Source organism: Algoriphagus lutimaris (genome assembly GCF_017051705.1).
Classification (GTDB): Bacteria; Bacteroidota; Bacteroidia; order Cytophagales; family Cyclobacteriaceae; genus Algoriphagus; species Algoriphagus lutimaris.
In genome coordinates this window covers 1,555,771-1,571,013 of the sequence record NZ_JAFIDJ010000001.1, presented here as the reverse complement: position 1 = coordinate 1,571,013, position 15,243 = coordinate 1,555,771, and the positions used below count along the sequence as shown (strand labels likewise).

The following is a 15,243-nucleotide window of genomic DNA, read 5'->3' as shown; positions in this document are numbered from 1 at the left end:
GCCATGACAATCAAGGATCATTTTAGAATTACATTCAACCTGGCTTTTCCAGTAATGTTGAGCCAGTTGGGTCAAGTTTTAGTAGGGGTTGCAGACTCCATGATGGTGGGAAGGTTAGGGGCGTTACCTTTAGCAGCCGCGTCGCTCGGAAACAGTATCTTTTTTGTCATATTGATGTTTGGTATGGGGGTTTCTATGGGGATTACCCCTTTAGTATCTGTGGCTGAAGGAAAGGGGAAGTTCAACCGGATTTCTCGTTTATTTCAACATGGGCTTTGGATAAACATTATTACAAGTTTCTTACTGACTTCAATCGTCTTAATTCTTGCTCAAGGGTTACATTTTTTAGACCAACCGGAAGAAGTCGTTTCATTGACAATTCCCTACTTGTTTGTGATCACAGCATCTCTTTTACCTTTTATGATATTTCAAACTTTCAAACAGTTTGCAGAAGGGTTGTCACAGACTAAACAAGCGATGTATATCACCATCTTTTGTAATCTTGTCAATGTCTTCCTAAACTGGGTTTTAATATTTGGAAAGCTTGGTGCTCCAGAGATGGGCTTAATGGGGGCTGGCTGGGCTACTTTGATTTCTAGGATTTTAATGCCAATTATGATGGGTTGGTATGTACTTAAGGCAAAGAGATATCAGGTTTTTCAACTTTCCATGAATTTGAAGAAATGGAGTTTACCCATGTTTAGTCGGATTCTAAATGTAGGTATTCCCACAGGCTTTCAATATATATTTGAGGTAAGTGCCTTTAGTACTGCCGCCATCATGATGGGGTGGATAGGGGTGAATGCTCTTGCAGGCCATCAGATTGCAATCAATTTGGCCTCCATCAGTTATATGATGGTGGCAGGTCTGTCCACTGCGGGAATGATTCGTGTGAGCAACCAAATCGGAAGGGCAAATTTCAAAGCTATGAAAGAAGCAGGAATGGTGGTATATGCCATGTCCATGGTCTTTATGGCTTCTACCGCATTGATCTTTATCACTTTTCGAAATTTTTTACCGACCCTCTATATTGATGATCCAGCAGTGATTTCCCTGTCTTCTTCCTTATTGGTCATAGCAGGTCTTTTTCAATTATCGGATGGAGCCCAAGTGATTGGTCTAGGCGTATTGAGAGGAATGGAAGATGTTAAAGTTCCCACTTACGTAACATTGATTGCTTATTGGGTGTTGGGACTTCCATTAGGGTATTTATTAGCTTTTGAATTTGGCTTTGGAGCAAAAGGTATTTGGTATGGGCTTTTGATAGGCTTAAGCGTTACCGCATTTTTACTTTATTTTCGGTTTAGAAAGTTGAGTAAAGAGAGAATTCTTCTCTCCCGGCCAACTCTTCCAGTTGTTTGACCATTTACCAAATGAAAGAGGGGTTAAATTGAATAATGAATTATATTCAAGAATTAATAAATCTGAATATGTTCAAAAAAATACTCTCTCTTTTACTCATAGTGGTTGGTACTCAAAGTATCTATGCCCAAGATTTTGCTGTTTTAACCCAAAGGGAACAAGCGCAGGTGATTGATAGCTGGTTGGATGATAGAATCGCTAATTTATTGCCCGAGTTGATGACAGAAACCGGAATAGACATGTGGGTAGTGATATCCCGTGAATACAATGAAGATCCTGTCATTCGAAAATTACTTCCTGCTACCTGGATGGCCGCGCGTAGAAGAACCATTTTGGTGATGTATCAACCTGCGCCGAATGCGGCTGTAGAGACCTATGCTGTTGCCAGATATGATGTGGGAAAAGCTTTTAAAAGAGCTTGGGATCCGGAATCTCAGCCAGACCAATGGGAAGCCTTGGTGGATTTAATCAAAGAGAAAAAACCGAAGTCAATTGGACTGAACTATGCCAAGGATTATGGTCATGCAGATGGATTGACCATGAATGAATACCAGATTTTTCATGAGTATTTGCCAGAGAACCTGAAATCCAAAATCGTTTCTGCACAAACACTCGCTGTAAGATGGTTAGAAACTAGAACTCCAGCAGAAATGGCTACTTATCGCCATATTCAAGAAATAGCACATCAAATCGTCCAACAGGGGTTATCTGAGCAAGTGATTACTCCGGGGGTGACCACTACTGATGACGTAGTTTGGTGGTATAGGGAAAAAATTAAATCCATGAAGCTTGATACTTGGTTTCACCCATCTGTAGATATTCAACGGCCTGACCCTGCTTCTCAGGAAGCAAATCGATCTTTTGCTTCGACACCAGCTTCACAGGTCATTATGCCGGGGGACCTGCTTCATATAGATTTTGGAATTACCTACCTACGATTGAATACGGATACTCAGGAAATGGCCTATGTTCTGAAGTTAGGAGAAACAGAAGTTCCTGATTATTTGCAAAAAGCGTTTGAACAAGGAAACAGAGTTCAGGATTTATTGACTCAGAATTATGTTTCCGGAAGAACTGGGAATGAAATTTTGAGGGAGACAAGAAAGCAAATGGAGGCTGAAGGGATCAATGGGAGCATTTATACACACCCTCTTGGATATTATGGACACTCGGCAGGACCCACCATCGGTATGTGGGATAATCAAGGGGATACACCTGGTGCAGGAGATTTTCCGCTCCATGCCAATACAGGCTATGCGATAGAACTCAATGCAGTAGTTTTTGTGAAAGAATGGAATAAAGAAGTACGAATCATGCTGGAAGAAGGAGCATTTTTTGATGGTGAAAAAGTGACCTATTACAATGGGCGGCAGAAAAAGATTTTAGCCATTCCAAGACCTACTGGATATCTTGGAAATTAAAGCAACAGAGCCCGAATTTATTCGGGCTCTGTTGGTTGATATTCATCCTTTTTAATCAAAATGAGATAGAAGAATGCCAAAGAGGCCATCCCGGCACTAAATATAAATACCCATTGAAAGTTTGCAGGGTTGTTTCCATAGATCCAACCTGAGACCAAAGCTCCAACCCCGATTCCGGCCTCCAGAAAGATATACATGGTAGCCAAAGCCCGACCTCTATAGTGATTCAGGGAAAGGTCAACAACCCAAGCTGCTGTAGTAGGGCTGTACATTCCTACAGCTGCACCATATAAAATCCCCGTCAGCAGAAGAACAGCTTTTGACTGTACGAATGCGATGGAAAGCATGGCAACGATTAACAAAAAGCTGGCAACTCGCATCACAGGAATTCTCCCGTATTTATCCGATGCTCTTCCTGCCAAAAGACGAATTCCCAAAGAGGAAAGAGTAAAGACAGCAAAGAATAAACCCTTATTTTCAATCTGAAGATGACTGGATAAATCTGGAATAATGGTTAATACTACTCCAAAGGAAAAGACCGATAAAAAAAGAATAGTTGAGGGGACCAATACTCGTTTTTCTATGAGTTCATCTTTTTTCAAACGGAAAAGTTTTAAGGAGAATTTTTCCTTTTCAGGCAGTGTTTCTTTCAGTCTGATTAAGATTAAAATAGAAAATATAGAAGTGAAAGCGGAAGTATAGAATAGCGTGTTTAGCTCCCAGTGGGTAGCTATCCAACCGCCTATAGCTGGACCAGCAGCCATTCCCAGGGATCCAAATAGGGACTGGATTCCCATCGCTTCTCCTCTTTTTTGAAATGGAACAATATCTGCCACGTAAGCGGAGGTGCCAGTTGGTTTGAAACCTGTAGAAAAACCATGGATAAAACGTAGGAATAGAAACCCTCCAACAAAATTGAGAATGGGATATAATAACCCGACAATAAAGCAAATGGAAGTCCCGAAAATCATGACTGGAATCCTTCCGATTTTATCGGCAAGTTTTCCACTAAAAGGTCTAGATAGGCCTGCAGAAAGAGTAAATAAGGAAATAATCAATCCTTTGTATTCTTCTCCTCCCAAGGAGCTCAAGTAGTTTGGAAGCTCTGGAATGATCATATTGAACGAGGAGAAAAACAGGAACGAACTCAAGCAAAGCAGGAAAAAATTGAGTGTAAAAAAAGAAGGGATTAATTTCATCTAGATATTGAAGATCAAAAAAGGCCAGAAATTAATCTGGCCTTTCCATTAGTTTTTATTTGCTTCTTCCTCGCTTTGAGCCAACAGGTAGGCTTTCATGAATTCGTTTAAGCCACCGTCCAATACGTGTTGCGTATCTGAGGTTTCATACCCTGTTCTGGCATCCTTCACAAGTTTGTAGGGATGAAGTACATAGTTTCTAATTTGAGAACCGAAGTCTACACGCAGTTTGGAAGATTCAATTTTTGCTATTTCCGCATTTCTTTTCTCCACTTCCAATTGGAACAACCTTGATTTCAACATCTGCATTGCCTTTTCTCTATTGGCTAATTGAGAACGTTCAATTTGACAAACTACTACGATACCAGTTGGCTTGTGAGTCAGCTGAACTTTAGTTTCCACTTTGTTCACGTTCTGACCTCCCGCTCCCCCTGATCTAGAAGTATGCAATTCAATGTCCGCAGGATTGATGTCAATTTCAATGGAATCATCCACTTCAGGATAGGCATACACTGAAGCAAAAGAAGTATGTCTACGTCCTCCTGAATCAAAAGGAGAGATACGTACCAAGCGGTGTACTCCAGTTTCTGATTTTAGAAAACCATATGCTAATGGTCCTTCAAATTCCAAAGTACAGGATTTAATACCTGCTACGTCGCCTTGCTGAACGTCTACTTCACGGACTTTGTAACCATTTTTTTCTCCCCACATGATGTACATTCTCATAAGGATAGATGCCCAATCATTACTTTCGGTACCACCGGCTCCAGGATTGATTTCCAAAACAGCGTTAAGTTGATCCTCTTCTGAAGAAAGCATTTTCTTCAATTCGAGTTCTTCAACCACGTTTTTGGCTTTTTCATATTCTGTTTTGATTTCCTCTTCGGAAACCTCATCCGCGCTATAAAACTCGTATAGCACATCTAGGTCTTCAATAATTTTATTGAGGTTGTCAAATGCGGTAGTCCAAGTCTTTCTTGCTTGGATCTGCTTCATGGTTTTCTCTGCTTCTTCCGGATTATTCCAAAAGTCAGGTTGGGCTGATACAGCCTCAAAATCTTCTATTTCTGCTTTCTTACGATCGTAGTCAAAGATACCTCCTTAAAGCCGAGGTGCGAGCTTTCAAGTCTTTCAGTTGTTCTGAAGTCATCTGTCTAGGTGTAAAATTTAGGATGCAAAATTCCGAAAAAAAGTCTGTTAAAACTAATGGATTTCAATTATTCCATTCTCATCATGATAATTTGAATATGGTTTCTCCCTTGATGCTTGAAGGTTTTGTACCGCAATGGCAACATCGCCAGTCCAGTAGCAAGTAAAATGCCCGAGGTGATGCCAACTCCCTTGTCCACGGTCACCTCCCCATCATGGTATAGACTGTTGATCATATCTACCGAAATCAAAATGATTCCTGCACCCAAAACCAAGGAGTTGAAAGCTCTTAATGTCCCATTTCTTTTATCTTTTCGACGGATATCAATCTCCTCAATATCCATTGGGGAGATGATGTTTTCAGTCATATAGATGTAATCCTGGTCGACCTTTTCAATAACATCTGTAATATAATATCCTATTTTTTTGCTTTTATATGTGATTTCTTCACCGGGATAATAGCGGATTTGGGATTTTTGATTGGCTCCCCGTTTTAAAAGAATAAAATCTCTTGATTGGGCCTGTACCAATAAGGGTAAAGTGATCAAGAAAGAAAAAATTAACAGCTTTTTCATTTAGCCTAAATAACTAATTTACGAAGTCAAAATAGGAACTTTTTAAAGTCTTTTAATAAAAAAAGCGGGAATTAATAATTCCCGCTTTCATTTAAATCTTAATGATCCAATCATGGGGATCTGCTACATTCCCGTATTTTATCCCATCTAATTCTGTAAGAACTTTATTAGAAAAGGCATCAGAGGATTTAGAAGGTAAAATATAATCGGTTCCATTCACATTGATTTTTTCAATATGTGCTATTGTCGCGGCGGTTCCTGTTCCAAATGCTTCTTCTAGTCTTCCTTCTTTCAAGGCAGTTTCCAGTTCAGATACAGTCAAGAATCTTTCTTCTACTGGTTGACCCCAGTCTTTTGCCAATTGAAGCACGGAGTCTCTAGTGATTCCTTTCAAAATGGTGCCTGAGTTAATAGGAGCAGTGATCAAGGTTCCGTTGATTTTGAACATGACGTTCATAGTGCCACTTTCCTCTATTTTACTATGACTTTTTCCATCAGTCCAAAGTAATTGGTCGTAACCAGACTTCTGGGCTTTTTGTGCAGGATATAAAGAAGCGGCATAGTTACCTGCGGTTTTTGCAGCACCGGTACCACCTTCAGTAGCTCTGGTAAATTGTGTTTCCACTTTGACACTCACCGGCTTGCTGTAGTAATGACCTACAGGGCATGTGAAAATGATGAATTTATAAGTATCAGAAGGTTTTACTCCAATGTAGTCATCGGTAGCAAACATGAAGGGTCTGATATAAAGTGATGAACCCTTGGCATCTGGAACCCAACCTTTATCAAGGTCTAATAATTGAACCAAGCCTTCCATAAAAATATCTTCTGGAATGGCAGGCATGCACATTCTTTCGGCAGATTCATTCATTCTGGTCCAGTTTGCGTCAGCTCTAAAAACCAAGATCTCTCCTTTATCGTTTTTGTAAGCTTTTAAACCTTCAAAAATAGACTGTCCATAATGAAGTGTGGCATTTGCTGGGCTAAGAACCAAAGGAGCATACGGTTCAATTCTTAAATCTGTCCATTCTCCATTTTTGTAATCAGCTACAAACATGTGGTCACTTATTGTTTTACCAAAGACCAAATTTGAAAAATCGGTTTCTGGTAAACGAGAGTTGGTGGTAGCTTCTACCGGGATGGCAAGTGATGTTTTCATAAATTATGCCTTTAACTGGTAAAATCCAGTGTGAAATACAATGTTAAATTCGGGGCTTCCAGGTAATTTCCTCGGCACCTAATTCTTGACTCATGGCTCTTCCCAACACAAAGAGAAAATCCGAAAGTCTATTAAGATATTGAATTATCAATTCTGAAACTTCTTCGAATGATGCTAATTCAACTGTGATTCGTTCCGCTCTCCTACAAACTGTTCTTGCCAAATGACAAAAAGAAACAGATTGATGTCCCCCTGGCAAAATAAATGCTTTTAAAGGAGGTAGCTCCATTTCCATAAGATCCATCTCTTTTTCCAAAAGAGCGATATCCTCTAAATGTAGATCCGGTTTTTTTACTTTTTCCTTGCCTGGAACAGTGGCTAAATCTGCGCCAATGGTAAATAACCTATCTTGAATTTCCTTTAAAAGATCCCCTCTTTTTTGATTTACTGGTTGATCTCTTACTAATCCAAGGTAAGAATTTAACTCATCGATTGTCCCATAAGCATCTATTCTTAAATCAGATTTCGGGACACGAATACCACCCAATAATGAGGTAATTCCTTTGTCTCCTGTTTTTGTATAGATTTTCATCGGCAATCTTTTGATCTTCCGACAAAAATAAGAATCTATTTGTAAAAAAATGGATAATTAGGTGTGCATCGCAACTCCACGTGTAGGATTTGGATTTATTGTGTCAGTTTCTACCAATCCATCCCTTAATCTCACAATTCTATGGGCATAATGCGCAATGTCATCCTCGTGAGTAACCATGATAATGGTATTTCCTTTAGCATGTAACTCATGAAACAATTCCATAATTTCATAAGAGGTTTTGGAATCTAGATTACCCGTGGGCTCATCCGCCAAAATTATACTTGGATTATTTACTAAAGCCCTGGCAATCGCTACACGTTGTCTTTGACCACCTGAAAGTTCATTTGGCTTATGTTTGGTTCTATCCCCTAAACCAACATTTGAAAGTGCCTGAAAAGCCAATTCTTCTCTATCTTCTTTGCTGTACCCTGCATATACCAGAGGCAATGCAACGTTTTCCAGACAGGTAGCTCGTGGAAGAAGGTTAAAAGTCTGAAAAACAAAGCCGATTTCTTTGTTTCTAATCTCAGCCAGTTCATTTTCTGTCATGTCGCTGGCATCTTTATTATTTAGGATATAGGTGCCAGAAGTAGGGGTGTCCAAGCATCCGATGATATTCATCAAAGTAGACTTTCCAGATCCAGAGGGCCCCATAAATGCTACATATTCACCTTTATTTACTGTAATGGATACAGACTTAAGGGCCTGAATCACTTCAGCTCCCATCTTATAGGTTTTATTTATTTCATGGGTTTCAATTACTCTGCTCATGGATGCTATTTTTTGCTGAAGATAATTTATATGCGTTAAAAATTTAAAAGTAGTCTAGTGAAATTACGTGAAATATATGGCTAAGTTTAAAAATTCAGTTTTTCCAGTTCAGAATCAGACACCCATTCTCTCAATTTTTCTAATGCATCATCAGCATAATTATCAAGGTTTATCCTTCTTGCAGCCTGGATTTTTCTAATCCATAATAAAGGATCATGATTAAACTGAGAAACATCATTCAATAATTCGTATTGAGCTAGTGGGTCATCTATCCTTTCTGCTGCTGACAATACCAAAGGAGTGAAGTAAGGGTTAGCAGTCAATTCCTCGCTAAGTCCTAACCATTTGGTGTATGATTTCAAAGATTCCTCCTTTTTCCAATTTGGATCGGCAAGAAACTTTGATAATTCTTCCGTGTTTTCGATTTGATTGACTAAAAACGCTCCAACTTCTTGAATTTGATTTATCTTCAAACCATGGGATTTGTAGCTAAGTAGCCTTATAGATAAATCTAATTTTAACTCAGAATCCGGGAACGATTGCCATTCAAAAAATAAACGTTCAGGTAATGATTCATGAAATTTCTTAATCAAGTCAAAATATTGTTTGCTGATCCCGGCTGATTCTGAAAAAAAATCAGGCGAAAGAACTTGATACTTATTTTTGATTTCTTCTGCATTCCCATTGTATCCCGAGAGTTGTAAAATCGCCAAATGGTGAGGTTGAAATGCCTTGAAACCTTTTTCTTCAGCCACAATCAACTCTCTAGCAGCTTTTCTAAAATCAAGGTTTTGGGCTAATACTTGTGAAGAGAAATTTAAATAATAACCCGCAGACCCTGGGTTTCTAAATGCTAACCCATTCAGATTTTTTACTGCTTCAGATACTCTTCCTGCGCCTAAACTTCTGATGACGGCTGTTTCCTGGATATCCATTAAATAATCCACCATTTGTGGCTGTTTACTGAGACTATCCAAAAAATTCAGTTCCTGGCTTGGGGCGGATCGGTCTCTATCTGAAAGTAAATTTCTCCAACCTGCGTGGAGGAGCATGGGGCTTTGTTCTTTCTCCAAACCGGATTTGATGGCACTTTTTAATTCGTTACTGGATAAGTTGGCGGAGGAATTGTTCAATGCCAATTGATTGATTTGCCCAATTAAATCTTCTGGGGTTTCTTTTAATTCACCTTTGAAGCCCAACTTTGTCCGCAAAGCCGATAAATTAGATAGCAGGGTAGGATGGTTTTGAGCATGTTCCTCCAGTGTTTGTACGGCTTTTTCTTCCTGGTTTATCTTGACATAGAAAAGCGCGAGATTATTGGCTAAATAAGGATTGGAAGGAAACATATCCAGCCCCTTTTCCAAGTAAAAGATCGATTCAAACAGTTTGTCTTCCCGATGTAATCGATTACTTAAAAGGATGATATTATCTACTTGGGGATATTCTGCAAAACTCTCTTCCAAATGTTGCTTCGCCAAGGTAGGTTGGTTCAATTCAAACAGGAGCTGTGCCGTTAAGTGTTTTGCCTTGTTGTTTTTTCTGTATTTAGCCCAGGAGTTTTCATAGAGAATACTTGCTTCCAGCTGTTGACCTGATTGGTAATAATAATCTCCCATTATATTATTCGTCAGGGCATTCAGCTGAACCGAGATGATCCCTTCTGCATAGATGGTCAGCACCAAGATTGCCATTAAGCCCCCAATCCGAAGATGATAATAGGGGAGCGAATACGGTTTATAAAGAATTTCATCAATGGCCTTTCCAGAATCCATGATGGACAAAAAGTTACTGAAAAGATAAACGATAAAGAATAGCGTAAACCCTATTTGGCTATATAGAAATAAATGCTTTACTAGTTCTTCGCCCGGTTGATTTCCGCTTATAATAAGTTTCCAGCAAAGCCATAAAGTCAGTCCAAAACCTAAGAGATGGAGTATTTTTAGGGTTTTTCCATCTGCAGCCAAATTCGGTATTTGGTTGATTTTTGAATTGAAAGATACCCATCCCAATGCTCCAACCGGAATTAATAGATATAGGGGAGAAAATCCGAAAAATGGAGTGACTAAATCTCCTGTCATCTCCATAAACAATAGAAAAAGTGTGGCAAGATATCCTATAGAAATAATCCCCATTTGGTAGGAGATTTTCATGCCTAAGTCCTTATTCGTTCTTGCCAAAAGAATATAGATTCCTGAAACAAAACTATGTCCATTCCAAAATATCCAGGCAATACATAAACCCAAGGCCATAACTGTTGAATACTCTGAAATAAATAGGATTGGTTGGGTGATGGGACTAAGTCTTACTAAAATGAAAATTGCTAGTGCAAAACTTATTGTAGTTATAAACCATTTAAGGAGTAATGATAGATTTTGACCCCAGATATGAAAAAAAATCACAGGCCCTAAAGATCCTATTAAAACAATAATCAAGGGAAAGTTGGCGCTTGCTCCCCCGATATTTAACCCATTGAAATTACAAAGTGTAACCAATACGATCCAACCGATCCCTCCAGCTACAATTGCCATTTTATTGAATCCCGAGAGCATGGTTAAAAAAGAGGAGGCTATTAGAAAGACCAATCCAAAAAAGAAATAGGACTCCATTGGATTAATTGCCATGGGTAAGGAATGAAATTCCTGAAAAATCAAAAAGTTGTCAATGTTGATAGGGTAGGCAAGCGGCCCTATTTGAACCCAATCAAATGGCACGGCAATCCTGTCCAAAAATGTCGCACTTTCTATCACCTCATAAGGCATGGGGTCCAATACCAAGTAATAAAGTGCAAAAAGCCCTCCAGCTATCAGAAGTAGGAGGGCAAGTAGACTGGGAATTTGATAGCCTTGATTTGAATTTTTTAGACTCATTATTCTAATACTTTCGGAACTCTAAAGTATTCTGCATCTCTTTTTGGAGCATTTTTTAAAGCAGCTTCATGATTTAAATGTGTACCACTGACATCTTCTCTCATATCATTTACTTCTGAAGACATAGTGGTTAAAGGTTCTATATTGTCCGTGTTTATTTCATTCAACTGTTCTACCCAGTCCAAAATCTGACTCATGTCCCGAGACATTTTTTCAGCACTGTTTTCATCAAATTCCAATCTGGCTAAATGGGAGATTTTTTTGATGGTGGTTTTATCGATTCTCATAAGTTTTCGGCATCTAAATTCAATTGATTCTGAATGACATCAAAACATTTTTGTTTCAAGGTTTCTTCGGTGTCTTCCTCCGTAGGCAAGATCACTTCATGCATCACCATTTTTGCTGGCCTCCAATTTAGTAATAACTTACCGTCATCAGGCAAAATTATATGATTATAAGATAAAGTGACCGGGATAATGGGGATTTGTTTGGATATGGAAATTTTAAATGCCCCGATTTTGAAAGGGATCATTTGTGGAGGGTTTTTGGTATAAATGCCTCCTTCTGGGAAAATAATCAATCCGCTTCCTTGTTCAATAGCAGCTATGGATCTTCTCATGGTTTCCGCTCTGCTTCTCAGTCTTTCTCGATCCACTGCGATGTGCAGCTTTTTGAAATAATAACCAAACAAAGGTGCTTTTCTGATAGAGGCTTTACCTACAAACTGGACATCTCCTGGAATAAACCCCATCATGGGAATGTCTAAGTAGCTGAAATGGTTGGCGATATAAATGTATGGTTGACCACTTTTTTGTTTGGCTCGATTTTCAATTTTTACGGGTAGGAAAATCAAAGTGAAATATACTCTAGCCCAATATCGATTGATCTTTCTTCCAAATTTTTTGAAACCAGGAATCCAAATGCAGATCAGTATAAATGGGAAAATCAGAATAAAGCTTAAAATAAAAATAAGCCCTGCGTACCCTGAATAAACTCCTTTCAAAATCTTATTCATGATTGATCATATGGTTGGCCACTTTGATAAAGTATCCTAACATCAACTCTTTTACATTAGGATCAAGATCCAGTTGATCTATCGCTGTCATCATGGCATTGAGCCAGTGGTTTCTCATTTTGCTATCGATTTTCCAATTAAGATGCCTCATCCTCAATCTTGGGTGCCCTCTTTGTTCGGAGTATGTCTGAGGTCCTCCGAAAACCTGAAGTAAAAATAAAAATAGACGTTCTTCTGCAGGAGCCAGATCCTTTTCAGGGTACAGGCTTCTTAATGCTTCATTTTTTTTAACTTCTAGATAAAATAAGTGGGAGAGATAACGGATTTTTTCTTCTCCTATCTCTTCATAAACAGACTGAAATGGGTTCATGCTGCAAACTTAAGGAATTCCAAAAAGTTTAAGCCTCTGATTTTTTGACTTTCAGAGAAGTTCCTTCCGTCGAAATGACAATGATGGGTTCTCCCTTATCGATAAATTCTCCCCTGGAATAAGCATCGTAAATTTCGCCACCAATTTCTACTCTTCCACTAGGTCTCAGCCTAGAATGAACAATTCCTTTTTGCCCTTGTAAACTATCAGAATAGAAACTGGAAGTGTATCCATCCCGCTTTTGCTGTGTTCCAGCGAGGGAAATGGCACTGAAGGCTTTCCATTCATTGACTTTCGGCGTCAGCCAAAAAACGATTCCAACAGAGGCAATGGCAGCTAGGATCACAGTAAGTAAGGCCGCAAATAATTCAGAGGCTGGGACAAACTCAAAGTCAAAGTTTTCATTGGGGAGCATGCCCAATACCAATCCTGATAGTATACAGGTGATACCGAGAATCCCAAAAATCCCAAATCCAGGAATTACAAATAGCTCTAGAGCCAATAGAATAATTCCTGCAACAAACACAATGATTTCCCAATTGTCAGCTAAGCCATTTAAATAATAGGGAGTAAAATATAATACAACAGCGATCAGGGATGCTACTAAAGGAAAGCCTACCCCTGGTGTTTGTAATTCAAAATAGATTCCTCCTATGATAATTAGAATTAAGAAGCCACTCACGGCTGGGCTTAGAAAAAAAGCGATGATTTTTTCAGTGAAGTCCGTTTGGTAGGAAATGAGGTTGGCATCTGAAAGGTTTTGATCTTGGATCAGTTGATCCATTGAAATATACTCTCCATCACAAAACCCATATTTTTTAGCTTCAGAAACTGAAAAAGTAATCACTGAGCCGGCCTCACTTATCCCTTCAATTTCTATGTTTTCATCTACCATAGCTTCCGCAATTTTTGGATCACGTCCTTTGGCTTCTGCCGTACTTCTCATCATAGACCGCATATAAGATTGGTATTTGTCAGGCGCAGCCGCTCCATCCATGCCATTTACTACGGTGGCTGCTCCAATACTTCCTCCTGGCGCCATAAATATTTTATCACTAGCAATGGAGATCAGAGCTCCAGCCGAAGCAGCATCCTTGTTTATAAAAACATAAATAGGAATGGAGGATTCCAGAATCATAGTTCTGATATCATCGGCATCATTAACTGCCCCTCCATAGGTATCCATTTCAATGATGATGAGGTCTGCGGACTCTTCTTTAGCTTGCTCTAGTGCCAGCTTCACTTTCCGATTCATGGCAGGGTCAATATCTTCATCGATTTTAAATGTAAATACGGTATGGATGGCTTGGTCTTGAGCTTTCAAGAGCACAGGGAAAAACACGAGAAAGGTAAAAAGATGTCTTATTATGGTCTTCATATAGATTTGTACGCAATTGATAGGAAAATATACGAAAAGGCATCGGAAACTGCCGTTTTTACCTTCTTTGGTTTAAAAAATCTCATCTTTGAATTCTCAAGATTAATCAAAGGATTATTGTTTTCTAGCATAATTCTTGTTCATACTTCAAATCGAAATTAATCTTGTATTTAGAATACTTCAATTATTCAATCCCAACACGTATTATGATTTTCGGATCTAAATTCCATTTAGCCATATTCTCAGGTTTTTTATTGATATCAAGTACTTCTATTGCTTCAGAAATGACAAGTATTGATTCAGTAGGAGTGGAGAGAGTTGGTGATAAGACCTATATCCTTCATGCTGTAGAGCCTAAAGAAACTCTTTTCGGAATTAGTAGACGATATGCAGCTCCGGTAAGTGAAATTATTGAGTCCAATGCGGTTCTTAAGCAAGGACTGAAGATAGGTCAGACGATTCGGGTTCCTTTTATTGCTAAATCCGAAATTCCTGATGGAGCAAGCATTCACAAAGTAGTACCTGGTGAGACACTTTTCTCTATTTCAAAAAAGTATGGAGTGACCGTAAGTGAGGTGATGCAATGGAATGAGTTGAAAGGAAATGACTTAAGTGTGGGCCAGGGGCTCATCATTAAGAAGCCAATTGCAGCAGCTCAACCCAAAGCCGAACCAGTTGTTCAGGAAAGCCCGAAAACAGAAGTTGCAGTAGTGACTACTTCTGTTCCGGTCAAAAAAGAAGAGGTTGAAAAGCCAGAAGTGGTCGAAAAGAAAACGGAAAAGCCGGCACCTGCTCCTGAAAAAAATGAAGAAAAAGAAGTGGTAGAAAATAAAGCTGCAGATAATGCTGTTCCAATCGCACCAGGAGAATGGGTTTCCCACGAAGTTAAATCTGGTGAAACTTTATTTTCAATTGCCAATCAATACCAAGCAAGAGTAGAAGATTTGATTACTTGGAATGCCTTAACCTCCAATAATGTAAGGGTGGGGCAAACTTTGAAAGTGGGAAGAGGGGAAGTAGGCCCTTCTACAGTGCCAATTGTCGGAACACCAAGGGTGGTCACCGATGCAGATGAAATGAACATTCCTGCCAATCCAGATAATGCTTCTGGAGGGTTTAAAAATATTAAGGAAACAGGACAAGCTGAATTGATCGAAGGTACTGGAGGTCATAAAAAATATTTGGTTCTTCATAGAACGGCTCCAGTTGGGACGATCATGAGAATCAAAAATGAAGAAAATGACGTCACTATTTTTGCAAGAGTGGTAGGAACGCTTCCTGAGACTGGAGATAATAGCAAACTTGTAATCAAACTATCTCAAGCAGCTTATGATCAACTTAAAGCCGTGAATCCGAGATTCCCGGTAGAGGTCATGTACTAA

14 protein-coding genes are annotated in these 15,243 nt (G+C 39.1%); 3 read left to right on the top strand and 11 right to left on the bottom strand.

Annotated features, from left to right (window positions below; translation table 11 throughout):
• The first annotated feature begins 3 nt into the window (after positions 1-3).
• Both JYB62_RS06415 and JYB62_RS06410 read left to right on the top strand, forming a co-directional pair.
• Positions 4-1,362, top strand: coding sequence for an MATE family efflux transporter (locus tag JYB62_RS06415; protein WP_205644589.1), 1,359 nt, complete (start codon positions 4-6; stop codon positions 1,360-1,362).
• A 68-nt stretch (positions 1,363-1,430) separates the two neighbouring features.
• The gene (locus JYB62_RS06410; protein ID WP_205644588.1) at positions 1,431-2,783 is read left to right on the top strand and encodes a M24 family metallopeptidase; all 1,353 of its coding nucleotides are present in this window, start codon (positions 1,431-1,433) and stop codon (positions 2,781-2,783) included.
• 17 nt (positions 2,784-2,800) lie between these two features.
• On the opposite strand, the gene JYB62_RS06405 is transcribed toward JYB62_RS06410, so the two are convergent.
• The 11 genes from JYB62_RS06405 to JYB62_RS06355 form a co-directional block, all read right to left on the bottom strand.
• The gene (locus JYB62_RS06405; protein WP_205644587.1) at positions 2,801-3,982 is read right to left on the bottom strand and encodes an MFS transporter; all 1,182 of its coding nucleotides are present in this window, start codon (positions 3,980-3,982) and stop codon (positions 2,801-2,803) included.
• Positions 3,983-4,030: 48 nt separating this feature from the next.
• Positions 4,031-5,132 (bottom strand): peptide chain release factor 2 gene (gene prfB / locus JYB62_RS06400; RefSeq protein ID WP_205644586.1). Its coding sequence is split into 2 segments (ribosomal slippage): positions 4,031-5,071 and positions 5,073-5,132, totalling 1,101 coding nucleotides; the frame shifts between segments, so codons are not numbered across the junction.
• A 67-nt stretch (positions 5,133-5,199) separates the two neighbouring features.
• Positions 5,200-5,706, bottom strand: a complete 507-nt coding sequence (locus tag JYB62_RS06395) for a hypothetical protein (protein WP_205644585.1) — start codon at positions 5,704-5,706, stop codon at positions 5,200-5,202.
• Between the two features lie 91 nt (positions 5,707-5,797).
• A complete protein-coding gene (locus tag JYB62_RS06390; protein ID WP_205644584.1) occupies positions 5,798-6,865 on the bottom strand; it encodes a branched-chain amino acid aminotransferase in 1,068 nt (355 codons plus the stop codon).
• A 43-nt stretch (positions 6,866-6,908) separates the two neighbouring features.
• The gene (locus JYB62_RS06385; protein ID WP_205644583.1) at positions 6,909-7,457 is read right to left on the bottom strand and encodes a cob(I)yrinic acid a,c-diamide adenosyltransferase; all 549 of its coding nucleotides are present in this window, start codon (positions 7,455-7,457) and stop codon (positions 6,909-6,911) included.
• Positions 7,458-7,514: 57 nt separating this feature from the next.
• On the bottom strand, positions 7,515-8,231 hold the full coding sequence (locus JYB62_RS06380; protein WP_205644582.1) for an ABC transporter ATP-binding protein: 717 nt from the start codon (positions 8,229-8,231) through the stop codon (positions 7,515-7,517).
• An 86-nt stretch (positions 8,232-8,317) separates the two neighbouring features.
• Positions 8,318-11,098 carry a tetratricopeptide repeat protein gene (locus tag JYB62_RS06375; RefSeq protein ID WP_205644581.1) on the bottom strand — a complete coding sequence of 927 codons (2,781 nt, stop codon included), beginning with the start codon at positions 11,096-11,098 and terminating at the stop codon, positions 8,318-8,320.
• Positions 11,098-11,385 carry an Asp-tRNA(Asn)/Glu-tRNA(Gln) amidotransferase subunit GatC gene (gene gatC / locus JYB62_RS06370; RefSeq protein ID WP_074223690.1) on the bottom strand — a complete coding sequence of 96 codons (288 nt, stop codon included), beginning with the start codon at positions 11,383-11,385 and terminating at the stop codon, positions 11,098-11,100. Before gatC ends, JYB62_RS06375 begins: the two co-directional genes overlap by 1 nt.
• Complete coding sequence (locus JYB62_RS06365; protein WP_205644580.1) at positions 11,382-12,113, bottom strand: lysophospholipid acyltransferase family protein; 732 nt, start codon at positions 12,111-12,113, stop codon at positions 11,382-11,384. The genes gatC and JYB62_RS06365 overlap by 4 nt, the downstream gene beginning before the upstream one ends.
• A complete protein-coding gene (locus JYB62_RS06360) occupies positions 12,106-12,483 on the bottom strand; it encodes a globin domain-containing protein (protein WP_205644579.1) in 378 nt (125 codons plus the stop codon). The genes JYB62_RS06365 and JYB62_RS06360 overlap by 8 nt, the downstream gene beginning before the upstream one ends.
• A 28-nt stretch (positions 12,484-12,511) precedes the next feature.
• Positions 12,512-13,861, bottom strand: a complete 1,350-nt coding sequence (locus tag JYB62_RS06355) for an NfeD family protein (RefSeq protein ID WP_205644578.1) — start codon at positions 13,859-13,861, stop codon at positions 12,512-12,514.
• A gap of 206 nt (positions 13,862-14,067) precedes the next feature.
• On the opposite strand from JYB62_RS06355, the gene JYB62_RS06350 reads away from it, so the two are divergent.
• Complete coding sequence (locus JYB62_RS06350; RefSeq protein ID WP_205644577.1) at positions 14,068-15,243, top strand: LysM peptidoglycan-binding domain-containing protein; 1,176 nt, start codon at positions 14,068-14,070, stop codon at positions 15,241-15,243.

Bases quoted from the DNA above. Each gene is read 5' to 3' on its own strand.
- JYB62_RS06380 (WP_205644582.1), bottom strand. From the start codon at position 8,231: ATGAGCAGAGTAATTGAAACCCATGAAATAAATAAAACCTATAAGATG.
- JYB62_RS06410 (WP_205644588.1), top strand. From the start codon at position 1,431: ATGTTCAAAAAAATACTCTCTCTTTTACTCATAGTGGTTGGTACTCAA.
- JYB62_RS06405 (WP_205644587.1), bottom strand. From the start codon at position 3,982: ATGAAATTAATCCCTTCTTTTTTTACACTCAATTTTTTCCTGCTTTGC.
- JYB62_RS06415 (WP_205644589.1), top strand. From the start codon at position 4: ATGACAATCAAGGATCATTTTAGAATTACATTCAACCTGGCTTTTCCA.
- JYB62_RS06395 (WP_205644585.1), bottom strand. From the start codon at position 5,706: ATGAAAAAGCTGTTAATTTTTTCTTTCTTGATCACTTTACCCTTATTG.
- JYB62_RS06375 (WP_205644581.1), bottom strand. From the start codon at position 11,098: ATGAGTCTAAAAAATTCAAATCAAGGCTATCAAATTCCCAGTCTACTT.
- JYB62_RS06365 (WP_205644580.1), bottom strand. From the start codon at position 12,113: ATGAATAAGATTTTGAAAGGAGTTTATTCAGGGTACGCAGGGCTTATT.
- JYB62_RS06385 (WP_205644583.1), bottom strand. From the start codon at position 7,457: ATGAAAATCTATACAAAAACAGGAGACAAAGGAATTACCTCATTATTG.
- JYB62_RS06350 (WP_205644577.1), top strand. From the start codon at position 14,068: ATGATTTTCGGATCTAAATTCCATTTAGCCATATTCTCAGGTTTTTTA.
- JYB62_RS06355 (WP_205644578.1), bottom strand. From the start codon at position 13,861: ATGAAGACCATAATAAGACATCTTTTTACCTTTCTCGTGTTTTTCCCT.
- JYB62_RS06390 (WP_205644584.1), bottom strand. From the start codon at position 6,865: ATGAAAACATCACTTGCCATCCCGGTAGAAGCTACCACCAACTCTCGT.
- gatC (WP_074223690.1), bottom strand. From the start codon at position 11,385: ATGAGAATCGATAAAACCACCATCAAAAAAATCTCCCATTTAGCCAGA.
- JYB62_RS06360 (WP_205644579.1), bottom strand. From the start codon at position 12,483: ATGAACCCATTTCAGTCTGTTTATGAAGAGATAGGAGAAGAAAAAATC.